This window comes from Nocardia sp. NPDC060220 (genome assembly GCF_042727815.1).
GTDB lineage: Bacteria > Actinomycetota > Actinomycetes > Mycobacteriales > Mycobacteriaceae > Nocardia.
The window spans coordinates 1-21518 of sequence record NZ_JBHWZY010000011.1 but is presented as its reverse complement, the minus strand read 5'-3'; the positions used below and the strand labels follow the sequence as shown (position 1 = coordinate 21518).

Annotated in this window: 19 protein-coding genes and 3 pseudogenes; 11 read left to right on the top strand and 11 right to left on the bottom strand. The window is 69.8% G+C overall.

Annotation, left to right across the window (positions count from 1 at the left end):
- Window positions 1–148: 148 nt before the first annotated feature.
- The 3 genes and pseudogenes from ACFWF3_RS01310 to ACFWF3_RS01300 all read right to left on the bottom strand — a co-directional run.
- Window positions 149–523, bottom strand: a pseudogene (locus tag ACFWF3_RS01310) (cation:proton antiporter); the annotation flags it as partial.
- 10 nt (window positions 524–533) lie between these two features.
- Window positions 534–1016 (bottom strand): cation:proton antiporter regulatory subunit, encoded by a 483-nt coding sequence (locus ACFWF3_RS01305; RefSeq protein WP_378988303.1) that lies wholly within the window; start codon window positions 1014–1016, stop codon window positions 534–536.
- A gap of 59 nt (window positions 1017–1075) precedes the next feature.
- Entirely contained in the window at window positions 1076–1555 is a 480-nt protein-coding gene (locus ACFWF3_RS01300) for a cation:proton antiporter regulatory subunit (RefSeq protein ID WP_378627311.1), read from the bottom strand.
- A gap of 333 nt (window positions 1556–1888) precedes the next feature.
- Between ACFWF3_RS01300 and ACFWF3_RS01295 the strand changes: the two genes are divergently transcribed.
- Window positions 1889–2224 carry an STAS domain-containing protein gene (locus ACFWF3_RS01295; RefSeq protein WP_378988309.1) on the top strand — a complete coding sequence of 112 codons (336 nt, stop codon included), beginning with the start codon at window positions 1889–1891 and terminating at the stop codon, window positions 2222–2224.
- 63 nt (window positions 2225–2287) lie between these two features.
- On the opposite strand, the gene ACFWF3_RS01290 is transcribed toward ACFWF3_RS01295, so the two are convergent.
- A complete protein-coding gene (locus ACFWF3_RS01290) occupies window positions 2288–3325 on the bottom strand; it encodes an LLM class F420-dependent oxidoreductase (protein WP_378627308.1) in 1038 nt (345 codons plus the stop codon).
- Between the two features lie 150 nt (window positions 3326–3475).
- Here ACFWF3_RS01290 and ACFWF3_RS01285 point away from each other — a divergent pair, with 150 nt between their 5' ends.
- Complete coding sequence (locus tag ACFWF3_RS01285; RefSeq protein WP_379311984.1) at window positions 3476–4135, top strand: cyclodeaminase/cyclohydrolase family protein; 660 nt, start codon at window positions 3476–3478, stop codon at window positions 4133–4135.
- A 1-nt stretch (window position 4136) separates the two neighbouring features.
- Here the strand turns inward: ACFWF3_RS01285 and ACFWF3_RS01280 are convergent, their stop codons facing one another.
- Window positions 4137–5021, bottom strand: a complete 885-nt coding sequence (locus ACFWF3_RS01280) for an NADP-dependent oxidoreductase (RefSeq protein WP_379311983.1) — start codon at window positions 5019–5021, stop codon at window positions 4137–4139.
- Between the two features lie 74 nt (window positions 5022–5095).
- Between ACFWF3_RS01280 and ACFWF3_RS01275 the strand changes: the two genes are divergently transcribed.
- From ACFWF3_RS01275 to ACFWF3_RS01265, 3 genes and pseudogenes are all read left to right on the top strand, one after another.
- Window positions 5096–5539 (top strand): winged helix-turn-helix transcriptional regulator, encoded by a 444-nt coding sequence (locus ACFWF3_RS01275; RefSeq protein ID WP_379311982.1) that lies wholly within the window; start codon window positions 5096–5098, stop codon window positions 5537–5539.
- Between the two features lie 231 nt (window positions 5540–5770).
- A pseudogene (locus ACFWF3_RS01270) lies at window positions 5771–6187 on the top strand (L,D-transpeptidase); the annotation flags it as partial.
- 111 nt (window positions 6188–6298) lie between these two features.
- The gene (locus tag ACFWF3_RS01265; protein ID WP_379311981.1) at window positions 6299–7693 is read left to right on the top strand and encodes a hypothetical protein; all 1395 of its coding nucleotides are present in this window, start codon (window positions 6299–6301) and stop codon (window positions 7691–7693) included.
- Window positions 7694–7872: 179 nt separating this feature from the next.
- On the opposite strand, the gene ACFWF3_RS01260 is transcribed toward ACFWF3_RS01265, so the two are convergent.
- Window positions 7873–8724 (bottom strand): bifunctional 5,10-methylenetetrahydrofolate dehydrogenase/5,10-methenyltetrahydrofolate cyclohydrolase, encoded by an 852-nt coding sequence (locus ACFWF3_RS01260; protein WP_379311980.1) that lies wholly within the window; start codon window positions 8722–8724, stop codon window positions 7873–7875.
- A 163-nt stretch (window positions 8725–8887) separates the two neighbouring features.
- Here ACFWF3_RS01260 and ACFWF3_RS01255 point away from each other — a divergent pair, with 163 nt between their 5' ends.
- The gene (locus ACFWF3_RS01255) at window positions 8888–9760 is read left to right on the top strand and encodes a YdcF family protein (RefSeq protein WP_379311979.1); all 873 of its coding nucleotides are present in this window, start codon (window positions 8888–8890) and stop codon (window positions 9758–9760) included.
- Window positions 9761–9818: 58 nt separating this feature from the next.
- Complete coding sequence (locus ACFWF3_RS01250; protein WP_379311978.1) at window positions 9819–10622, top strand: putative protein N(5)-glutamine methyltransferase; 804 nt, start codon at window positions 9819–9821, stop codon at window positions 10620–10622.
- Between the two features lie 136 nt (window positions 10623–10758).
- Here the strand turns inward: ACFWF3_RS01250 and ACFWF3_RS01245 are convergent, their stop codons facing one another.
- Both ACFWF3_RS01245 and ACFWF3_RS01240 read right to left on the bottom strand, forming a co-directional pair.
- On the bottom strand, window positions 10759–11586 hold the full coding sequence (locus ACFWF3_RS01245) for an SDR family NAD(P)-dependent oxidoreductase (protein ID WP_378627296.1): 828 nt from the start codon (window positions 11584–11586) through the stop codon (window positions 10759–10761).
- 44 nt (window positions 11587–11630) lie between these two features.
- Complete coding sequence (locus ACFWF3_RS01240; protein ID WP_379311977.1) at window positions 11631–13205, bottom strand: succinic semialdehyde dehydrogenase; 1575 nt, start codon at window positions 13203–13205, stop codon at window positions 11631–11633.
- A 147-nt stretch (window positions 13206–13352) separates the two neighbouring features.
- On the opposite strand from ACFWF3_RS01240, the gene ACFWF3_RS01235 reads away from it, so the two are divergent.
- The gene (locus ACFWF3_RS01235) at window positions 13353–14033 is read left to right on the top strand and encodes a TetR/AcrR family transcriptional regulator (protein WP_378988336.1); all 681 of its coding nucleotides are present in this window, start codon (window positions 13353–13355) and stop codon (window positions 14031–14033) included.
- On the opposite strand, the gene ACFWF3_RS01230 is transcribed toward ACFWF3_RS01235, so the two are convergent.
- Window positions 14007–14924: a DMT family transporter gene (locus ACFWF3_RS01230; RefSeq protein ID WP_379311976.1), complete on the bottom strand. Its 918-nt coding sequence runs from the start codon at window positions 14922–14924 to the stop codon at window positions 14007–14009. The two genes, ACFWF3_RS01235 and ACFWF3_RS01230, sit on opposite strands and share 27 nt — an antisense overlap.
- A gap of 266 nt (window positions 14925–15190) precedes the next feature.
- Between ACFWF3_RS01230 and ACFWF3_RS01225 the strand changes: the two genes are divergently transcribed.
- The 3 genes from ACFWF3_RS01225 to ACFWF3_RS01215 all read left to right on the top strand — a co-directional run bounded on the left by ACFWF3_RS01225 (window position 15191) and on the right by ACFWF3_RS01215 (window position 18927).
- Window positions 15191–15892: a response regulator gene (locus ACFWF3_RS01225; RefSeq protein ID WP_378656277.1), complete on the top strand. Its 702-nt coding sequence runs from the start codon at window positions 15191–15193 to the stop codon at window positions 15890–15892.
- Window positions 15889–16926 (top strand): ATP-binding protein, encoded by a 1038-nt coding sequence (locus tag ACFWF3_RS01220; protein ID WP_379311975.1) that lies wholly within the window; start codon window positions 15889–15891, stop codon window positions 16924–16926. Before ACFWF3_RS01225 ends, ACFWF3_RS01220 begins: the two co-directional genes overlap by 4 nt.
- 72 nt (window positions 16927–16998) lie before the next feature.
- Window positions 16999–18927 carry a DUF4153 domain-containing protein gene (locus ACFWF3_RS01215; protein ID WP_379311974.1) on the top strand — a complete coding sequence of 643 codons (1929 nt, stop codon included), beginning with the start codon at window positions 16999–17001 and terminating at the stop codon, window positions 18925–18927.
- Window positions 18928–18976: 49 nt separating this feature from the next.
- On the opposite strand, the gene recD is transcribed toward ACFWF3_RS01215, so the two are convergent.
- Together recD and ACFWF3_RS01205 are read right to left on the bottom strand one after the other, a co-directional pair.
- Window positions 18977–20911, bottom strand: coding sequence for an exodeoxyribonuclease V subunit alpha (gene recD / locus ACFWF3_RS01210; protein ID WP_379311973.1), 1935 nt, complete (start codon window positions 20909–20911; stop codon window positions 18977–18979).
- Window positions 20908–21518: pseudogene (locus ACFWF3_RS01205) on the bottom strand (AAA family ATPase); the annotation flags it as partial. The gene recD and the pseudogene ACFWF3_RS01205, both read right to left, overlap by 4 nt.

The following is a 21518-nucleotide window of genomic DNA, read 5'->3' as shown; positions in this document are numbered from 1 at the left end:
GCCTCGGTCTGCACGCCGCCCCGATCGACCTGTCCACCACTTACCCCTCGTACGACACCCGGGGCGAGGCCGCGCGCATCGACGCCTTCGCCGCCGAGGGCGCCCTGGACGACGGCCCGCCCGTGTACGCCCGCCTGGCGAACCCCACCGTCGCGCCCGCCATCGCGATCGCCCCCGTCGGCCCGAGGCCGAGCATCAGCGCCACGATCACACCGGGAGTCGCGTTGAGCACCAGGTCGAGCAGACCGGCGGGCCACGATTTACGCATGCCGGTGACCAATTCACCGGCGGTGTATTCCAAACCGAGCAGCAACAGCAGCAGCACGACGCCGATCTCGCTGGCGATGTGGATGAAGTCCTCCACCTCGTGCAACTCGATCAGACCGCCCGTACCGAAGACCAACCCCCCGAGCAGGTAGAGCGGGATGGGCGAGAGGCCGATGCGGGCGGCGATCCGCCCGAGCACCCCCAACCCGAAGAACACAGCCCCCAGCTGGATCAATGCCAGCGCGGTTCCACTGATCTCCACCGGCTCAGCCGTCGGTCAGGATCGAAGCGGCGGCGTCGAGTCCGGCATTGGTGCCGACCACGACGACCATATCGCCGCCCGCGAACACGAACTCCGGTCCCGGCGATGCCAGGACCTGGCCCGCGCGCAGAACCGCCACGATCGAGGCGCGGGTCCTGGTCCGCAACTCGGTGTCGCCCAACCGTCGTGACGCATAGGGCGAACTCGGCGGTACCAGCATCGACCGCGTGCTCACTCCATCGAGTTCGCGATGTTCCTCGCGCAGTTGCGCGACCAACTGCGGTGCGCCGAGCAGACTCGCCAGCGTGCGGGCTTCGACGGCGGACAGTGGAATCTGGACCGTGGAATCCGGGTCGCCGACCTTCGTGAAAATCAGATCGGTACCACCATCGCGGTGGTCGACGATGCCGATCCTGCGGTCCACCTTCGACAGTGAAAACTCTTTGCGGACACCGATTCCCGGCAGGGATGTCACTTCTACATTCATGGGATCACCTAACCTCAGCTAGGGATACCTTACCTTCCCTTTACTATCCGCATGGATTGTCAGCCGGCGTCGAGGAGCCGTCCTGCCGCGTCCAGACCCTCGTCGGTGCCGACCACAACGACAAGATCACCGGGGATGAAAGTGAAATCTGTTCCCGGCGAAGGAGTCACCTCACCCGCGCGCACCACCGCCACGACCGAGGCCTTGGTGCGCGTGCGCATCTCGGTGTCGCGCAACGGCCTACCGTCGAACGGGCTGCCGCGATCGATCGCGAACTGCCTGGTCGACAGCTCGCCCGCACTGTGGGTCTCGCGTGTCTTCTGCACCACCTGCGGTGCGCCGAGCAGGCCGGCCAGCACACCGATCTCGGTGTCGGACAGGGGAATCGAGGTGGTCGAGTCGTAGTCGCCCGCTCGCGAGACGACCAGGTCGACGGAGCCGTCGCGATGTTCGATCACGCCGATCCGGCGGCGCGCCTCCGCCAGCGGAAAGTCCTTGCACACGCCGATTCCCGGTAAAGGCGTCACATCGATGTTCACGCCCTCACAGTACGACCAGATGGGAATAACACCAGCCCCTACCCTGCGCACCGGGCATACCAGGCGAAACAGCTCGCGGCCCTCGGGCTGTTCGCCTCGTTGACGATGGCGGTGACGACACAGTCGAGATCATCGGACTCGACGCCGCCGCCGACGCCGGGCACGAGCGCCTGTCCGGCTTCGGCGGCGAGGAGCCACCAGCACCGCCGCAACCGAGGCCGACCATGGCGATCCCGTGGCGAGCAACCGCGGTGGCTTGCGTATTCGGGCAAAGTTGTGTGTTGTTGAACAGTGACCAACTCTTCCGGAGACGCGTATCCACTCACGGACACGATGACCACCACGACGGCGGTACACGACGGCGTCACGGTGCTGACGGTGACCGGCGAGGTCGACCTGGCGACCGCACCCGCGCTCGATGCCACCATCGAGGCCATCCTGGCCGAGAAACCGGCGGCGCTGGTGATCGACCTGACCGCGGTCGGGTTCCTGGCGTCGGCGGGCATGGCGACGCTGGTCGCCGCACATCAGCGGGCAGGCGAGACCACCGCGATCGCGGTCGTGGCCGACGGACCCGCCACCAGTCGTCAGCTGAAGATGACGAGCCTGGACCAGGTGTTCGCCATGCACACCACCCTGGACGCCGCCTTGGCGTCGTTCACGTCCTGACACAACACAACGCGCCGCCGCCCGGGAATCCTCCGGACGACGGCGCGTTTGTCGTCGGTGGGGTCAGCAGAGCGAGCGCAGCTGCTCGATCAGCTTCACGCGACCGGCCGCGTTCTCGGCGATCGGCGTGACGTTGAGCGTGGTGACGCCCGCCTCGGCCATCGCGGCGATGCGCTCCTTCACGAAGCTCTCCGGGCCGATCAGCGACACGTCGCGCACCAGCTCGTCGGGCACGGCCTGGGTCGCGGCCTGCTTGTCGCCCGCCAGGTACAGCTCCTGGATGCGGTCGGCGGCCTCGCCGTAGCCGTACTTGGTGGCGAGGGTGTGATAGAAGTTCTTGCCCTTGGCACCCATGCCGCCGATGTAGAGCGCCAGGTGCGGCTTCACGAACTCGAGCAGCGGGGTGACGTTCTCACCGATCGCCAGTGCCGGACCGGCGAAGATGTCGAGCTCGCCCAGCGCGGGATCGCGCTTTGCCTTGCCCGCGGCGAGCGCGTCGCCCCACACGTCCTTCGCCTTCTCCGGCAGGAAGAAGATCGGCTGCCAGCCGTTGGCGACCTCGGCGGCCAGCTCCACGTTCTTCGGGCCGAGCGCGGCCAGCAGCACCGGGATGTCCGCGCGCACCGGGTGATTGATCAGCTTGAGCTCTTTGCCGAGGCCGGTGCCACGCTCGGCGGGCAGCGGGATCTGGTAGTACTTGCCCTGGTAGTTGAGCTTCTCGCGGCGCCACACCGTGCGGCAGATTTCGAGGAGTTCGCGGGTGCGCCCGATCGGGGCGTCGTAGGGGACGCCGTGGAAGCCCTCGATGACCTGTGGGCCCGACGCGCCGATGCCGAGGATGAAACGGCCGTCGGAGACGTAGTCCAGGCCCGCCGCGGTCATCGCGGTGAGGCTGGGGGTCCGGGTGTAGAGCTGCAGGATGCCCGAGGCCAGCTGCACCCGCTCGGTGCGGGCGGCCAGGAAGCCCAGCGCGCTCACCGCGTCGAACGAGTACGCCTCCGGCACGAAGACGATGTCGAGGCCGGCGCGTTCCAGGTCGGCGACCTCGGCCGCCGTCTCCTTGAAACCGTCCGTGTAGTTGATGCTCAATCCGATCCGCATGCACCCAACATAGCCCCGGACAACACGCGCACCCCGACCGGTCGGTCTGTCGGCACAGGTGCTGGTCGAGCGGGGTGCGTGGGCGGGCACGCGGTAGCGTTGAGGGGAAGATTCCACGCAATTCTCGCCGCATCGAAAGGCCACCCCGTCGTGTCGCAGCCCACCGTGTCGCCGCAGCAGATCGCCCCCACCTTCGGTTCGGTGACCTTGGAGCACTACCTGTCGGAGCTGGCCGCGAAGGTGCCCGCCCCCGGCGGCGGGGCCGTCGCCGCGCTGCACGCCGCGCAGGCCGCCGCGCTGGTGGCGATGGTGGCGCGCTACACCACCCGCGCCAAGGACGCGCAGAACCGGCCGGTGATCGACCAGATCATCGTGGCCGCCGACGCCGCGCTGGCCAGGTCGCTCGCGCTCGCCGACGCCGACGCGGCCGCGTTCACCGCCGTCGGCGCGGCCTACAAGCTGCCCAAGGACACCGACGCCGAGATCACCGCCCGCACCGCGGCGATCAACGCGGCACTCGTCGAAGCCGCGCGGGTGCCCGCCGCCGTGGTCGACGAGGCCGACGAAATCCTCTCGCTGGCCGCCGAACTGCTGCCGATCGGCAATCCGAACGTGGTCACCGATATCGGCGCCGCCGCCGACGCCGCCCGCGCCGCGGCGATGAGTTCGCAGCTCAATATCGAGATCAACGTCGGCTCGCTGCCCGCCGACCTCGGCGACCCGTTCGCCGCCGCGCTGTTGCGCGTCGATACCATCGCGGCCCGCGCCGACGCCCTGCACGGCGACGTGCTGCACGCGGTCCGCGGCTGAGTCAGCGGTCCGCGGTGAGCACGATCTTGCCGCGGACCCGACCGGATTCGCTGCGCCGATGCGCGGCGGCGAGTTCGGTGATCGGCAGGATCTGCGCGATGTCGACGGTCAGCTCCCCGCGGTCGACCGTCGCCGCGAGCTCGTCGAGCACGGCCGTCGTCGGATCGACATAGAGTCGGCGCACGCGCGAATCCGGGTGTGTCGCAGGACCTTCGGCGGCCACCACCTGCCCGGTGCCGCTCAGGACGGTCAATGATCGATCCGTGTAGTCGCCGCCGATCAGGTCCACCACCAGGTCGACCTCGCGCACCGCGGTGGTGAAATCGGTGGTCCGGTAGTCGATCGGTTCGGTGACGCCCAGTTCGCGGAGATAGGCGTGATTGCCGGTCCGCGCGGTGGCGGCGATCGTCGCACCGCATCGCGCGGCGATCTGCACCGCCAGATGCCCGACGCCACCGGCCGCCGCATGCACCAGCACCCGCTCGCCCGGCCGTACCGAGGACAGTGCCTGCCAGGCGGTGACCCCGGCCACCGGCAGTGCGGCCGCGTGCACCGGGTCGATCGAGGCGGGTACGCGGGCAAGTCGATTCTCCTGCGCCACTACGTATTCCGCGTTGGCGCCGCCGAACACCATGCCGTATACCGCGTCTCCCGGCGCGAAGCGTGTCGCCTCGTCACCCACCGCGGCGACGATCCCGGACACATCGAGCCCGAGCACCAGCGGCGGCTCCCCCAACCGCCGGATCACACCGCTGCGCACCTTCCAGTCCGCGGCGTTGACGCTGGTCGCCACGACGCGCACCAGCACCTCCCCCGGACCCGGTGTCGGCCGCGGCACCTCTGCCCTTTCGAAGATGTCCGGACCGCCGAAAGATCTCTGCACCATCTGCCACATACCGCCAGTCTGCGCCGAGTGGTGTCCCAGCGGTAGTAGGCACCTTTCCGATACCGTGGTACCCCGTGGATACCGTCAAGGGCGATCAGAGTTCGGTAGAGGCGTTCCTGCGGGACTGCCCCGCGCGGCAACTGCTGTCGGTACTCGCCGACAAATGGGTCCTGCTGGTCCTCGGCAGTCTGCGCGAGGCGGGCGGGCCGGTGCGTTTCAACGCCCTGCGCAGGCGCCTGGACGGCATCACCCAGAAGGTGCTCACCCGAACGCTGCGCGACCTGGAACGCGACGGCCTGGTCCGGCGCGAGGTATTCCCCACGATGCCGCCCCGGGTGGAGTACAGCATCACCGCGCTCGGGGCGGATCTGGGGCGGATCAGCCAGGCGATGGGCGCCTGGGTGGTCGAACACCACGCGGAGATCACCGCCGCCAGAGCCGAATTCGATGCCGCGCGCACCGCCGAACCGGCCCCGGTGCCGCAACCGGGGCGCCCGCTGTCACCGGTCTCGAAGTGAGAACGGTTTATCGGGGCCCCGACCTGCGCGAACGCAAGACGACACACCGTTGACCCCGTCGGCCGTTACCACTTCGATAGGTCGAGTTGATCATGGCGGCCTAGACTTGGAATCCGCCTACGAGTGAGTGAAGGGGTGGCGTTTATGAGGAGCGCATTTCGTGTCCTGTTCGTCGCGATCATGGCGGCAATACTGGCCGCAGCCTGGTCGGGAGCCGCGTCCGCGGACCTGATCGGAGGCCAGCGCACCCAATACGGCGGTGGCACTTACGCCGAGGCCAACCTGTCGACGCACACCTTCACTGTCAGCCAGGGTGGACAGGTAGTGCGGGTGATGCCCGCGTCGATGGGCAAGCCCGGATTCGAGACTCCCACCGGCACCTTCAGCGTGCTGGAGAAGGATCGGTCGGTGGTGTTCGACTCGCGCACCATCGGCATCCCGCTCGACGACCCCGAGGGCTACATCATCGACGGTGAATACGCCGTGCGCCTCACCTGGGGTGGCGTGATGGTGCACTCGGCTCCGTGGTCGGTCGACTCGCAGGGCAACGCCAACGTGAGCCACGGCTGCATCAACCTCGCACCCGACGACGCCGCCTGGTACTACGAGAATGTCGGCATCGGCGATGAGGTCTATATCCACTGGTAAACATTTTCCCTCGTGGCATTCGGCGAACGCGCCGTCAGGGCAGTATCGTGCCCGTAACGAAATCGTTGCGGGACATACCCTGACGGCGACGAGCCTGATGAAGGTGGGGCGATGGATCGACCGGAAGCGCACAGACCGATCGGGGCTCGACAGCACGACCCGGGATCGGCCGGTGCTCCGCTCGCGGCTGTCACCCCGATTCGACGGTCCCGCGACCTGAGCGCGCCACGGCCCCGCCGGGCGAGCGATCAGCCCGCCGGCGGCGCCCGCCACCGGATCGAAGGCGGACCGACGACACCGGCCGGTATTCCGGTCATCTCGGCGGCCCGGCTTCGCGACGCCGAACACGACGAGGTCGTTCCCGTCGTTCCGGCGGACGCCACCGTCACCGATCGGCTGCCCGTGGTCGGCGGGAAATTCGATCCCGGTGCGCGCCACCGCCTCCCGGACACCGCGTTCTCGATCGACGACAACGGCCCCGACACCGATCAACTGCCGATCGTCACCGCTTCCGGCCCCGCGTGGGCGGCCCTCGAACATCCGAGGCCCGGCTACGACGCCGCGGCGACCTGGCATTCGCGTCCCACACCCGAGTACCCCGGTGCGGACACCTTCCCACCGCGCCCGGCGGCCGTGCCGACCAGCGGCGCGGACACGTTCCCACGGCGCCTCGCGCCCGAGGACCGTGCGGATACCTTCCCACCACGCCCCGCACCCGAGAACCGTGCGGACACCTTCCCACCACGCCCGGCACCCGATTACCGCGGACCGGACAGCTTCCCACCACGCCCCGCACCGGACTACCGCGGACCGGACAGCTTCCCACCACGCCCCGCACCCGATTACCCGGACACGGACGCCTTTTCGCCACTCGCCGCTCCCGGCTCCGACGGTGCCGACAGCGAGCCTTCGCGTCCCGCTCCCGACTACAACGGTGATGACGAAGTCTTCGCGCGGATGATCGATCGTTCCAAGCGACGGCGTGTTCCCCGCTGGGTCGCACCACTGGTCGCGTCGGTGGCAGGCGCCGTGCTGCTCGGCGGCACCTACGTCCAACTACGCGGGCCCGCACCGGCATCCACGGCGGCCAGTACCCCACTCGCACCGAGTTCGGTGAGCCCGGTGACGGCCGAGTGCCCCACCGAACAGATCGGCGCCATGGTGCGGGGCAACGGCGCGGGCGGCACCGAGTCCGGCATCGCGGCGATCATGGCCTTCCAGTACGCGTACTACGTCGCGCGCTCCGGCGACCAGGCCCGGACCCTCGTGGCATCGGACGCGGTCGCACCCCCGGCGGCCGCCATCCAGGCCGGGATCGACTCCACTCCGGTGGGGACCACGCACTGCGTGGAGATCACACCGGGCGCCTACGCCGGGCAGTTCCTGGTCAAGATCACCGCGTTCCGACCGGATTCGGCGCCGAGCACCTACACCCCGCAGCTCGTGGGAACCGCGGAGGTCGGCAACAAGACGCTGATCACTTCGTTCGGAGCCGCACCCCGCTAGACCCCGAACACGGATCGTTGTGCACCACCGCGGCCCCGGTAGTGCTCCCCGCTGACCAGCAGACGACCGCCGGTCTACCGCCATGCCGGTGGCCGGGCTCGGTGCGATGCTGCATCGAGACCGACGGCAGCTGCGTCGTCAGCAGGCGGTAGATCCCGCGACCGGCTGGCGAAAGGTGTTCAGGCGCGGGATTTTTCGGCCGCCACGACCACATGGCGCATGAGCAGCGCGGTGGTCACCGGGCCGACGCCGCCGGGGACGGGGCTCAGCGCCGCCGCCTTGCCGATGACCGACGCCGCGTCGACGTCGCCGACGATTCCGCCGTCGGCGGACTCGTTGGTGCCCACGTCGATCACCACGGCGCCGTCACCGATGTGCTTGCCGGTGACCAGGCCGATCCGGCCCGCCGCGGCGACCACGATATCGGCGGGGGTGGTCACCGCGGCCAGGTCGGCGGTGCGTGAATGCGCGACGGTGACGGTCGCGTTCTCGGCGAGCAGCAGCTGAGCGAGGGGCTTTCCGACGATGTTGGAGCGGCCGACCACGGTGACCAGACGTCCCTGCAGCGCGATCCCGTGATGCTTCAGCAGCTCGACGACGGCTTCGGAGGTGGCGGGGACGAAACCGTCGAGGCCGGAAGCGAGCAGGCCGAGCGAGAGTGGGCTGACCCCGTCGACGTCCTTGGTCGCGGCGATCGCCGAACTCACGTCGTCGAGGTTCACGCCCGCGGGCAGCGGGGTCTGCAGCATGATCGCGTCGGTCGCCGGGTCGGCGCTGCGCGCGCTCAGCTCGGCGCGGATCGTCTCGGCGCTCGCGTCGGCGCCGAGATCGATGCGCTCGCAGGCTATTCCGAGTCGTTCGGCCGCCTTGCGCAGGGAGTTCACGTACCAGGCGCTGGCCGGGTCGTCGTTGGCGACGATCAGCGCCAGCGTCGGCGCGGTGCCCGCGGCGGTGAGCGCGGCCGCGCGCTCCTTCGAGTCGGCGTTGATGGCGGCGGCGAGTTCCTTGCCGGTCAGCGAAGCGGTATCCACGGTGTGACACCTTATCCGCCGCCGGACCGACGACGTGGCGCCGGGCCGCGACGCGCGCAAGCTGGTCGAGGTCCACCGCGGTCCGGACGGGCGGTCGTAGGGTGTCGGCAGCTCTGCTCTGCCAGCACGTACCGAACCGTTCGCGGGAAGGGTTGCGACTGTCGTGAAGATCTCGAAACACTGGAAACACCTGGCCGCCGCTGTCCTGGCGACCGCCGCGCTGACCGGCACCGCGGTCGGTCCGGCCGCCGCGGAAGCCGATGTGGCCGCGCTCTACAACTCAGCACAGCGCCACTTCACCGACGGTGACGACGCCGCGGGACGCGCCGACCTGCGTGCCCTGATCGCCGCCGACCCCCATGACGCCGACGCGCTCGCGCTGCAGGCGATCTGGTCGCACTACGCGGGTGACGGGGCCGCGGTCGGTGACGCCCTGGCCCGGCTCGGCGGCATCGACGCGGGCATGGCGGCGGGCACCAATCGCGTGCTGCACGCGGTGACCGCGGCGGCCGCCACCCTGCCCAACCCGCTGCCGGCGCTCGTCGGTCCACAGACCGGCATCGTGGTTCTCGGCTACGGGCTGCTGCCCGACGGCGCGTTGCGCCCGGAGCTGGAGAACCGGCTCACCGCGGCGTGGTTGCAGGCGATCGCCGCACCGTTCTCACCGGTGATCGTGACCGGCGGCAATCCGCAGAACGGCATCTCCGAGGCCGAGGCGATGCGGCGCTGGCTGGTGGCGCGCGGGCTGCCGGGCGATCGGATCCATGTGGAGGATCGGGCCGGGTCGACCGTGCAGAACGCGCTGTTCAGCACGCGACTGCTGCGTGATCTCGGCGCGACCAGCGCGGTGGTGGTGACCTCGCCGAATCACATTCGGCGCGCGGTCGCCGACTTCATCGTCGCGGGCACGACCGTGGTCGGCGCGACGACCTCGCTCGAACAGCTGGTTTCCCAGTTGCCCCCGCCCGCGCGCAACGCCCAGCGCGGGATCTATCTCGACGCGACGCGCACCTTCGAACTGGACACCGAGCGCTGATTCGTCGCACCGCCACCGGCGGTGAAAATTCGGTTGCCCGGTCAGGAACAATCGGCGCATGAGTGGTTCCGGTTTTCCCGAGGTGGTCGTCGAGTTGCGGCGCGCGGGATGTGTATTCGCCGAGGACGAGGCCGCGCTGCTGATCGAGGCGGCCGACGGCGATCCTGGACGCCTCGATGCGTTGGTCGGACAGCGGGTCTCGGGGACCCCGCTCGAATATCTGCTCGGCTGGGTGGAATTCCGGGGGCAGCGGGTGGGGGTGCGTCCTGGCGTTTTCGTACCGCGTCAGCGCACGGCGTTCCTGGTGGAACAGGCGGTCGCCGGCGTCGCGCCGGACACGACGCGAGCCTGCGTGGTCGACCTGTGTTGTGGCTGTGGAGCTCTGGGGCTGAGCGCGGCGACCGAGCTCACCGCACGTGGATGCGACGTCGAACTCGTCGCCGCTGATATCGACCCCGTCGCCGTCGCCTGCGCGCGCGAGAATCTCGCGCCGATCAGCGCGCCGGTGTTCGGCGGTGATCTGTTCGACGCGCTGCCGGTCGACCTGCGCGGGCGCATCGACATCCTGCTCGCGAACACACCGTACGTGCCGAGTGCCCGAGTCGCGGACCTGCCACCGGAGGCACGCGAGCACGAGCCGCTCGCCGCGCTCGACGGTGGAGCGGACGGGCTCGACGTGTTCCGCCGGGTCGCCGAAGGGGCGGCCACCTGGCTGGCGCCGGGCGGCACGGTATTGGTGGAAACCGGGGCGGGGCAGGTCGACACCGCGTGCTCGGTGCTCACCGCGCACGGTCTCGCGCCGCGCGTCGCGGAGTCCGGGGAGCACTACGCCACGGTGGTTCTCGGCACCCGGGATCGCTGATCGCGTGGACACCACGACTGTCGAGACCGATCAGTAGCCCGTCGACGAGGCCGCGCGCACTGCCGACGGACGCGGCGATGCTCCCGTCGACCGATCGCCTGCGCGACCCGTCGACGGGAGCACCCGTCCCGAATGCCTACTTGCGTCCGGTGAACTGATCCATCGAGTGGTACACGCCCACCGCGTTCAGGTAGAAGTCGCGAACCTTGATCGGCAGTAGACCGGTCAGTGCCCGGTTCATCCGCGAGGTCCACGGGAGCACCACCAGGGCGCCGCCCTTCTTCATCTCCGACCACGAGGTGTCGACGACCTCGTGCTGCTCGAGCATCGGCGTGAACAGAATGCCCTTCGCGCCGTCGAACATGCCGGTGTTGATGTAGGTCGGGCAGACCGTGGTGACCTTCACGTGGTCGTGGCCCGCCTGCTCGAGCTCGAGGCGCACCGAATCCGACCAGCCCAGCGCCGCCCACTTCGACCCCGCGTACACGGCCATGCGCGGATTGGCGACCAGACCTGCCGACGACGCGATATTGAGCACGCGCCCCTCGCCGGCACCGGCGACCATGCCGGGCAGGAACTCCAGGGTGACGTACATGGGGGCCAAGGAGTTGATCGCCATCGTCTTGTCGATGTCGGCGCGGTTCTCGGTTTCCCAGAAGTAGGTGTTGCCACGCACGATGCCCGCGTTGTTGACGAGGATGTCGATGCCGCCGACCTCCTTGCGCACCGCCTCGCCCGCCTCACGGATCGAGTCCTGCGACGACACGTCCACCACGTAGTGGTGCACCTTGCCGCCCGCGGCGGTCAGCTGCGCCGCGGTCTCGCGCAGCGCCAACTCGTTGATATCCCACAGCACCACCGCGTCGGCGCCCTCGGCAACGGCCTTCTCGGCGAACAACTTGCCGAGTCCCATGGCGGCACCGGTGATGAGGACCCGCTTGCCTGCGACCGTTTCCAACTTCATTCTCGCTACCTACCCCTGCTCGTGTACTGCTACTTCTGCCGCGTCTACTTCTGACGCAGCGTCTTCATGACTCCGAAAACCACCGTCATCGTCTTGGCCCACATCTGCTCGGACATGCCGGGCAGCGGCGCGATCGGCAGCACTCGCTGGACCGCGATGGTCTGGGTGTCGATGTACTTCAGCAAGCCTTCGGGGCCGTGGCGACGCCCCTGGCCGGAGATACCGAGACCACCCGAGGGCGCGTCGACGCTGCCCCAGGCGGCGCTGAAGCCCTCGTTCACATTCACCGAGCCGGCGTTGATCCGGGCGGCGATCTCCTTGCCGCGGTTCACGTCCCGGCTCCACACGCTGGCGTTGAGGCCGTAGGCGGTGTCGTTGGCCGCCTCGACGGCGGCTTCGTCGGAGTCGACCTTGTACACCGACACGACGGGGCCGAAGGTCTCTTCGCGGTAGACCGTCATGCCGGGCGCCACGTCGGCGAGCACGGTGGGCTCGTAGAAGTACGGGCCGAGATCCGGGCGGGCACGGCCACCGGCGAGCACCTTGGCGCCCTTGGCGACCGCGTCGTCGACGTGCCCGCTGACGGTGTCGAGCTGACGCTGGAAGGTCAGCGAACCCATGTCCCGGCTGTAGTCGAGCTCGCCGCCGAGCGACATGTTCTTGACGTTGCCGACGAATTCCGCGACGAACTGGTCGTACACGGTGGCGTCGACGTAGATGCGCTCCATCGACTCACACAGCTGACCGGCCGACGAGAAGCACGCGCGCACAGCCAGTTTCGCGGCCTTGGAGACATCGGCATCGGCCAGCACGAGCAGCGGGTTCTTGCCGCCGAGCTCGAGCGAGTAGCCGATCAGGCGCTCGCCGGCCTGCTGGGCGATGGTTCGGCCGGTGGCGCTGGAACCGGTGTAGTCGACGTAGTCGGCGCGCGCGATCACCTCGCCACCGATCTCCCGGCCGCGGCCGAGCACCGCCTGCCACAGACCGCGCGGCAGCCCGGCCCGCTCGGCGGCGTCGATGGCCCACAGCGCGGTGAGCGCGGTCTGGTTGTCGGGGCGCGCGATGACCGCGTTGCCCGCGATCAGGGCGGGCAGCGCGTCGGAGGCCGCCAGCGCGAGGGGGTAGTTCCACGGCGAGATGACCGCGACGACGCCCTTGGGCCGGTTGTGCACCTCGACCGAGGTGAGTACCGGCAGCACGCCGCGCGGCTTGCGGTCGGCGAGCAGTTTGGGCGCGACGGTGGCGTAGTAGCGCGCGTTCAGCGCGACGTCGGCGATCTCGTCGAAGGCGTGCGGCCGGGACTTGCCGGTCTCGGTCTGCACGATGTCGAGGATGGTGTCCTGCTCGGCGAGCACGATGTCGTGGAAGCGGCGCACGATCTCGGCACGCTGCTTCACTGCGACCTTGGCCCAGTCGCGCTGCGCGTGCCGGGCGACCGCGAAGGCACGCTCGATATCGGCGACCGAGGACTGCGGCAGGTCGCCGATCTTGTGGCCGGTGGCAGGCGCGAAGACCGCGACCGACGGCGCGCCACCGGCGACGCCGCGCTCGAACAGGGGCTTGACCAGCGCGGCGGGCAGCGCGGTGGGTTCGGCGGTCAGCTCGGGGGCTGTCGTCATTGTCGGCCCTTCTCCTCAACAGATGGATCGCGCGGAACGGGTCGCGCACGTTCAGCTCATTTACTGAACACTAGTGTTAGATTAATGCCAGCGCCCTGGTTCGTGTCAAGCTTTCAGTGTGCGAGGACCGGCTGTGAGGGAGGTGCGATGACCGAGGAAGCGACGACGGTGCGTCGCGGGCGCCCGCCGCAGACCCAGGAGCAGGCCGAGGAAGTCCGCGCCCGGATCATCGAGGCGACCGCCGCGGTGTTCACCCGCAACGGTTCGCGCGGGTTGAGCGTCGCCCAGATCATCGAAGAGGCCGGGCTGGCCAGGCCCACGTTCTACCGCTATTTCGGCAATGCGTCCGAGCCGCTGCACGCGGTGCTCGACGCGTCCAACGACGGCCTCGTCGGCGGCATCCGCGAGGCACTCGCCGGCACCGACGAGCCGGTCCAGCTGGGCATCCGGCTGATCGACGCGTATGTGGACTGGGCGCGCGGGCACGGCCCGATGCTGCGGCCCCTGTTCGCCGAGCTGCACGATCCTGGCTCGGTGGTGTCGGGCTATCGCGAACGCGCCCTCGACGACATTCGCGACCTGGTGCGCAAGACTTTCGGAGAACTCGGGCGGCCGGTCCCCGCACCGCTGGACCTGGACGCGGCGCTGCACGTGTGCGAGTACATCGTCTACCGGCTCACCGCGGGCAGCGAGCCGGGCAGTGATCCCGATCCGGCGCTGGCGTCCGAGGCCAGGGTGACCATGATTCGCGTCCTGCTGGTCACCCTGGGCACCCGCGACGATCTCGCCTACGCGATGGAACTACCCGGCCTGTTCCCTGATCCGTAGCGCTGCGGGGTCCCCGGCCGCGCGTCCCGCGGTGACCAGGGCGAGCGAGAGCAGCGCCGCACCGCACCAGCCGACGAGACCGAGCCGCTCGTCCAGGAACAGCACCGCCAGCAACGTGCCGGTGAGCGGTTCGAGCAGCGCCAGCAGTGCGCCGGTGCCCGCGCCCGCTGCGGTGAGGCCGCGGAAGTAGCGCGTGTACGCGATGGCCGTCGGAAACAGCCCGAGCGCGAGAGCTCCGAGGATGCCGGGCAGATTCGGGTCGATCGCGGTGCTGGTCAGGGCCGCCGGGAGGGCGAGCAGGATCGCGCCCGCGGTGAACCCGGCGCCGGTAGCGGTGACGGGGTCGAGTTCGGGAACCGGAACCGCGGCGATCACCGTGAGCACGGCGAAGGCGGTGGCCGCACCCAGCGCCATGGCCGCGCCCCACAGCGCCCTCGACCCGTCCGCACCGGGTGCGCCGACCAGCAGCACGAGGCCGGTGAGGGCGAGCGCGATGCCGCAGGCGCGGGTGCGATCGAGAGCTCGCCTGCCGGTGAGGTACTCGGCCAGGGCGACGACGACCGGGGACATCCCGATGGTGATCAGGGTCGCCAGGCTCACCGAGGACAGTGCCACCGCGCCGAAGTAGCAGCCCTGGAACACCGGCGCCAGGACGGCGATCGCGCCGATGCGTCGCCATGCCGGCGCACCACGCGGGATCGCCCGGCGGGTGAGCACGCAGAGTCCCACCAGCAGCAGCCCGCCGACGGCAAGGCGCACGGTGGCGACCGCGATCGGGGACAGACCGGTCGATCGCTGGACGAGGGTGCCGAGCAGGCCGCCGGTCCCCCAGAGGATTCCGGCGACGACGAGATCAGCTGTGCCCGTGCGGGCGGACAGCGAAACAGACATGGATGTGCGCTCCTGCGACAGAAGGTGAGGGGGTCGCGAGAAGCGAGGTGCTGGAGTGAGTGAGCAGGCTCGACGGGTCGGCCTGGCGAAACCACGGGCGGCCGGTTCGGCCGGTGCGCGCTACTGACGAGCGCGGCGGGGCACCTCGCTCAGGAGGCGGGCGGCGGGGTGGAACGGAAGCACTCGTGCACGTCGCGAGTGTACTCCACACAGAATCTCCACATTTGGCGTCGCAACCCTCCACACCCGCTCGCTAGGGTCGCACCATGGACAACAGTGGGGGCGGGACAGGACAGGCGGCACGCCGGATCCTGGTGGTCGACGACGAGGTGACGATCGCCGAGTCCGTGGCCGCGCGGTTGCGGGCCGAAGGGTTCACCGTCGACCTGGCACACGACGGGCCCGCCGCGGTGGCGGCGGCGCTGGCGGGGGAACCCGATCTGGTGGTTCTCGACGTGATGCTGCCGGGGTTCGACGGGCTGGAGGTGTGCCGCCGGATCCAGGCCGAGCGCCACGTGCCCGTCCTCATGCTCACCGCGCGCACCGACGAGACCGACCAGCTCATCGGGCTCGGCGTCGGCGCCGACGACTATCTCACCAAGCCGTTCTCGATGCGGGTGCTCGCCGCCCGGGTGCACGCCCTGTTGCGGCGGGTGGATCGGGCCGCCGAGCGCGGCGACACCAGCATCGTCGTCGGCGATCTGCGGATAGACCTCGCCGAACGGCGGGTGTGGCGCGGCGACACCGAAGCACGGCTCACCCCCTTGGAATTCGACCTGCTGACCCGGCTCGCGCAACGTCCGAGGGCGGTGCTGGCCAGGGAACGACTACTCGAGGACATCTGGGACTGGTCCGACGCGGCGGGGACGCGCGCGGTGGATTCGCACGTGAAAGCGTTGCGGCGCAAGCTCGGTGCCGATCTCATCCGCACCGTGCACGGTGTCGGATACGCCCTGGACGCGCGATGATCACCGCCGACCGCGCCACGAAATTGATGGACCGGATCGCCGACGTGCTGCCGCGGCCGCTGGACCGGCTGCGGTCGATCAAGCTCAAGCTGGCCGTGTTGATGTTGTGCTCGGGCGGTGTCGCGTTCGGGTACTTCCGGCTGAAGATCGGCTGGCTGCCGCCGCGTACCACGGTGGCCGCGATCGGGATCGCGCTGCTCACCTCGCAGTTCCTCGCCCACGGGATTACCCGGCCGCTGCGCGAGATGACCGCAGCCGCGCGGCGCATGACCCAGGGCGACTACAGCTTTCGCGTGCGGGCCTCTTCGCGTGACGAAGTGGGGCAGCTCGCGACCGCCTTCAACCAGATGGCCGCCGACCTGGCCGCCGCCGACCGGCAACGGCGCGACCTCATCGCCAATGTGTCCCATGAGCTGCGCACGCCGGTGACCGCGCTGCACGCCGTGCTGGAGAATATGGTCGACGGGGTGAGCGAACCCGACCCGGCGACGCTGCGCACCGCCCTGGCCCAGACCGAACGCCTCGGCCTGCTCGTCTCGGAACTGCTCGACCTGTCCAGCATCGAGGCGGGCGCGTTCACGCTGGATCGCGAAAACCTGCCGCTGGCACCACTCTTGGCGGAGGTGATCGCCGAAGCCGAGGTGATGACCGCCGCGCTCGGTCGTGGTGTCCGGTTCACCACCGCGATCGAACCCGGCTGCGCCACCGTGTTCGCCGACCGGGCCCGTCTGCACCAGGTGCTGTTCAACCTGCTCGACAATGCCGCCCGCCACGGCCCGTCCGGCGGCGAGGTCCGGGTCTGGGCGTCGAGCCACCCCGAGGGGACCGTCCTCGAGATCCAGGACGACGGCCCCGGCATCCCGCAAGCCGAGCGCGCCACCGTCTTCGACCGTTTCACCCGTGGCGGGCGCACCGACGGCGGCGGCACCGGCCTCGGCCTGGCCATCGCCCGCTGGGTGATCGACCTGCACGGCGGCACCATCGCCGTCGCCGACCCCGGCTCCCGCATCCGCGTCGTCCTCCCCACGGGCTGACCTCTACGTCGAAACCACCTACCCGGCACTTCGGTGCCGGGACGCATCCGCACACCTCCAGGAGGGGAACCTATGTCCGACAAGCCGATATCCGAGGCACCGACGCCCGATCAGGGCACTGCCGAGAACCAGCACACCGCGACACGAGCCGCCGACACGACCACAACCACAACCACGACCGACCCGACGGGCGAGGCAGTCGCGAGCGGCGTGCCCGACTCCGGCAGCACCGCCGCAGACCCCCAGGTGGGCGGCGATGCGACTGGCGCCGGTACTCAGGCGACAGCTGTGCTCACCAAGACCTCGCCGGACCCGCCCGCGCCGCCCGTCTCGGTCTCGTTCGCGAAATTGCTGGCCGCCCCGCCTGGGACCGCCGACCTACGAACCGCAGCGTGGCCGAGTCTGCCACCGCCCATTCCCCCTGTCCCCCCACGCTGGCAGCGGGTAGCGCGCCCACCCGGTGTCCTCCCGGCCGCGGCACTCGCCGGAATCATCGGCGCCACGGTGATCCCGCTCGACCGTCCCGGCATCGGCTGGCTGATCGCGGGAACCGCCATCGCCGGAGCTCTCTGCGTCGTCGACTATCGCGCCCGGTCCGGCGGTCCGTCATCCGAGCCCACCTCGGATTCCGCACCGACGGCCGAGACATCACCCGCGCCGGCTCCGTCCACGCCGGTGCCGTCTGCGACCGACGAAGTCAGCACGAATGCCGCTGAGCCACTATCACTTTCAGATGCCGATGCACTCGCACCGTCCAACGCCGACGACGTCGTGGCAGCCTCCCGCGCTGTCTCGATCGGCGATCGGGCCTGGTGGGCGGCAGCCGCGATTGTGCTGCTGGGAGTGGGAACGGTGCGGGCGGCGGGCTGGCTGTTCGTGCTGTGTGTGCTCGCGGCGTGTGTCGCCGGGTCGCCGGCGGTGCTGGGACGACGCAGTGTGCGTGGCATCGCGCACGACATGTTCGCGGTGCCGTTGGCGTCGTTCGGGGCGGTGCCGTGGGCGTTCTCGGGGCTGCGGGAGTCGCGGTCGGTGGGGACCTCGAGTGTCCGCCGGTACGGGATCTCGGTGGCCGCGACGGCGGCGTTGCTGGTGGTGTTCGTGCCGCTGCTCGGTGGGGCGGACGCGACCTTCGCCAAGCTGCTGAACGGGCTCGTCCCGACCGTGGACGGCCCGGCGATGTGGCAGTGGATCTTCTTGTTCGCTGTCGTCACGGTAGGCGTGCTCGGAGCGCTGTATGTGCTTGCCGGGCCACCTTCGCGCGCAACGGATTCGGTGCGGCCGCAGCGACTGTGGTCACGCAGTGAGTGGATGCTGCCGGTCGGGGCACTGACCGTGTTGTTCGCGGTATTCGTCGGCGCGCAGTTCGTCGCGCTGTTCGGTGGCGACGATTACGTGCAGCGCACCGCCGGTCTGACCTATGCCGAATACGCTCGCAGCGGTTTCTGGCAATTGTCGGCGGTGAGCATTCTGACGCTGGCCGTGATCCTGGCGATACTGCACTGGTCGGTGCGGGAAACCGCTGCCGACCGCCGGTCGCTGCGCGTCCTGCTGAGCGCGGTGAGCGTGCTGGCGCTGGTGATCGTGTGCTCCGCGCTGGGCCGGATGTGGACCTACCAGCAGGCTTACGGATTCACCGTGCTGCGCCTGCTGGTGACCACCTGCGAGCTGTGGGTCGGCCTCGTCTACGTTCTCGTGCTGGCCGCCATTGCACGACTGCGCTGGAGCTGGGTGCCGCGCGCCGCGATCGGCACGGCGCTGGCCACCCTCATCGCCCTCGCGGTGATCAACCCGGAATATCTTGTCGCCGAACGCAATATCGACCGTTGGCAGACCAGCGGCCGCCTGGACGCGGACTACCTGAGCAGTCTCTCCCCCGACATCCTTCCCGCCCTCGATCCACTGCCCGCACACCTGCGGACACCGATCGAAACCCCCGTTCTCGACGACCTCGACCCCGACCACTGGTGGTCCTGGAACTGGTCTCGCAGCTCAGCCCGCTGACCACCGCAGGCGCGGTCGCTCGTGACGGGCGACCGCGCGTCATCACTCACTACCCCTGTGGCGCAACAGTTCTGGACAGTCCGCTGGCTCGCAGGACCCGGCGGCCGATCGCGGCGCGGATGGCGTCCTCGGTGCCGATGACGCGGACGTGGGAACGCGCCCTGGTGATGGCCGTGTAGAGGAGTTCCCTGGTGAGCAGCGTGGATTCGGGTTCCGGCAGCACGACCGAGACGGTGTCGTATTGACTGCCCTGGCTACGGTGGATGGTCATGGCGAAAACCGTGACGACAGCGGGGAATTGGGTGGGGTGAACCAGGTAGGGCTCGCTGCCGCGCTGGAGCGCGGCGCGCAGCGAGCCGTCGGGGCGGCGGATGATGACGCCGGTGTCACCGTTGTAGATGCGGGCTTCGTGGTCGTTGGCGGTGACCAGCAGCGGCTGGCCGGGGTACCAGACCGATTGCGGCCCTTCGGGTCCCGCGCCGCCTGCCGCGGCCCACTCGGCTGCCATGCGGTCCCAGCGTTCCACACCGAACGGGCCCTGGCGGTGGGCGCAGAGCAGGCGATGCGACTCGAGGGCGGTCAGTGCGCCGATCGCGTCACCCGCCTCGGCGGCGGCCGTGACGGCGAGGGCAGCGGTCGTGACGTCCGCCCGCACCGCGCGAACATCGTCGGGGCCGCACAGCGACACATCGTCGCCTCCCGCACGCAGAATCGCCAGCGCCGCATCGGCATCACCCGCGCGAACCGCGACCGCCAGATCGGCGATGTGGCCGCCGAATCGCCGTCCCCTGGTCAACCGGACGATCCCGCCCTGCAACCGCCGCTGTTCGAGTGCCGTCAGCGAGTGTGCCTGCGTCGCGGGTGGATCGGCCGGCGATCCTTCGGGAGCCCCGGGTACCACATCGCCGTGGAGGCCGAGCACCTCGCGCAGCGCGGGATTGGGCGCGCCGCTCACCGGCCCGGCCACGAGGTCGGCCAGCACGGCGCCCGCGTCGACCGAGGCGAGCTGGTCGGGGTCGCCGACGAGCACGAGGCGAGTATCCGGGCGCAGCGCGGAGAACAGGTGGCTCATCATCGTCAGCGACACCATCGAGGTCTCGTCGACCACCACGACGTCGTAGGGCAGACGGTTGTGCTCGTGGTGGCGGAAGCGGGTGGTGCGGCCGCGCTGCCAGCCCAGCAGGCGGTGCAGGGTCGAGGCGGTGAGCTCGGGCAGGCCGAGGACGGCGGCTTGTTCGCGAACCGCTTCCTGCAGGCGGGCCGCCGCTTTACCCGTGGGGGCCGCGAGCGCGATCCGCAAGGCGGGCAGTTTCGGCGAGGCGGCGCGATGGGCGGTGAGCAGGGCCAGGATCCGGGCGATGGTGTGGGTTTTGCCGGTGCCGGGTCCACCGGCGACGACGGTGGTCCAGTGGGTCGCGGCGAGGGCAGCGGCCAGACGTTGCCGGTCGGGACCCGCGCCGAGCGGGTCGGCGAAGAGCCGATCCAGTTGTGCGCGTACCAGTTCGGTCTCGATGACGGGGTGGTCGGCACTGCGCTCGGTGAGCACTCTTCGCAGGGTCTGCTCCTGCTGGTAGTACCGATCGAGGTAGAGCAGCGCGCCACCCTCGGCATCGGCTTCCACGATCCGCAACGGGCGCAGCGGACCGGACTGCCCACCGCAGATCAGCGGACTGCGACGCAGGGCCGTGAGCACCCGCTCGGTGTCCGGCCACGGCAGGGTCGCGGGATCGATTCCCGTGACGCTGTCACGGGTTTCGTCGGCATCGATGCCGATCTCGCGCATCCGGGCCAACTCGAGACACACCGATCCCGAGCGCACCGCGCGCACGGCCAGCGCCGCCGCGAACAACACGTCCTCGCTGTCCTCGCGCCCCATGCGACCCAACCGCACCGCCACGTGCACGTCCGCCGCCGACAGGACTCCCGCTTCATTGAAGACCCGCAACAGCCCGGTCCCTCGCTGCGCCACCTGGATAGACGTCATGACTGCCCCGCGAGGAGGTCCGACAGCGCGACGACGAGTTCCGCGGACGGGTGCCAATCGAAGACGCCGTGCCCCGGTGGGGTCGCCGCGCCGATCATGCCCCGCACGAACAGGTATCTGGCGCCGCCGAGATGGCGAGCGGGGTCGTAACCGGGCAGCCGCCAGCGCAGATACCGGTGCAGCGCCACGGCATACAGCAGCGCTTGCAGCGGATAGTGCGAGCGGATCATCTCCGCGACCATGTGATCGCGGCGATAGTGCTCGACGGTGAGGTCGCCGGTCCCGAGCCGGTTGGTCTTGTAGTCCACGATCAGATAGCGCAGCTCACCCGTCTCATCGGGCACCCGCAGCACCGCGTCGATACTGCCGGTGAGATAGCCGCGCAGCACCGTATCCGGTAGTGCGGCAACATGATCGGCGTAACCGGCGAGGTCGTCGTCGGCGGGCAGGTGGGTACGCAGCAGCGCGGCTACGGCGTGCATCCCGGCCGAGCGCGGTCCGGGTGAATCACCACCGCCGAGCGGGAGCTCGAATTCCAGTTCGTTGAGCCGGTCACGGGTCGCGATCGCGGCCAGGGACCCGAAATCGGCCGGGGTCCGCAGAACTT

What these genes read in the sequence shown, in the direction of transcription:
- ACFWF3_RS01305 (WP_378988303.1), bottom strand. Translation starts at nt 1,016, where the DNA reads ATGAATGTAGAAGTGACATCCCTGCCGGGAATCGGTGTCCGCAAAGAG.
- recD (WP_379311973.1), bottom strand. Translation starts at nt 20,911, where the DNA reads ATGACGTCTATCCAGGTGGCGCAGCGAGGGACCGGGCTGTTGCGGGTC.
- ACFWF3_RS01290 (WP_378627308.1), bottom strand. Translation starts at nt 3,325, where the DNA reads ATGCGGATCGGATTGAGCATCAACTACACGGACGGTTTCAAGGAGACG.
- ACFWF3_RS01220 (WP_379311975.1), top strand. Translation starts at nt 15,889, where the DNA reads ATGATCACCGCCGACCGCGCCACGAAATTGATGGACCGGATCGCCGAC.
- ACFWF3_RS01215 (WP_379311974.1), top strand. Translation starts at nt 16,999, where the DNA reads ATGTCCGACAAGCCGATATCCGAGGCACCGACGCCCGATCAGGGCACT.
- ACFWF3_RS01240 (WP_379311977.1), bottom strand. Translation starts at nt 13,205, where the DNA reads ATGACGACAGCCCCCGAGCTGACCGCCGAACCCACCGCGCTGCCCGCC.
- ACFWF3_RS01225 (WP_378656277.1), top strand. Translation starts at nt 15,191, where the DNA reads ATGGACAACAGTGGGGGCGGGACAGGACAGGCGGCACGCCGGATCCTG.
- ACFWF3_RS01295 (WP_378988309.1), top strand. Translation starts at nt 1,889, where the DNA reads ATGACCACCACGACGGCGGTACACGACGGCGTCACGGTGCTGACGGTG.
- ACFWF3_RS01245 (WP_378627296.1), bottom strand. Translation starts at nt 11,586, where the DNA reads ATGAAGTTGGAAACGGTCGCAGGCAAGCGGGTCCTCATCACCGGTGCC.
- ACFWF3_RS01230 (WP_379311976.1), bottom strand. Translation starts at nt 14,924, where the DNA reads ATGTCTGTTTCGCTGTCCGCCCGCACGGGCACAGCTGATCTCGTCGTC.
- ACFWF3_RS01250 (WP_379311978.1), top strand. Translation starts at nt 9,819, where the DNA reads ATGAGTGGTTCCGGTTTTCCCGAGGTGGTCGTCGAGTTGCGGCGCGCG.
- ACFWF3_RS01265 (WP_379311981.1), top strand. Translation starts at nt 6,299, where the DNA reads ATGGATCGACCGGAAGCGCACAGACCGATCGGGGCTCGACAGCACGAC.
- ACFWF3_RS01235 (WP_378988336.1), top strand. Translation starts at nt 13,353, where the DNA reads ATGACCGAGGAAGCGACGACGGTGCGTCGCGGGCGCCCGCCGCAGACC.
- ACFWF3_RS01280 (WP_379311983.1), bottom strand. Translation starts at nt 5,021, where the DNA reads ATGGTGCAGAGATCTTTCGGCGGTCCGGACATCTTCGAAAGGGCAGAG.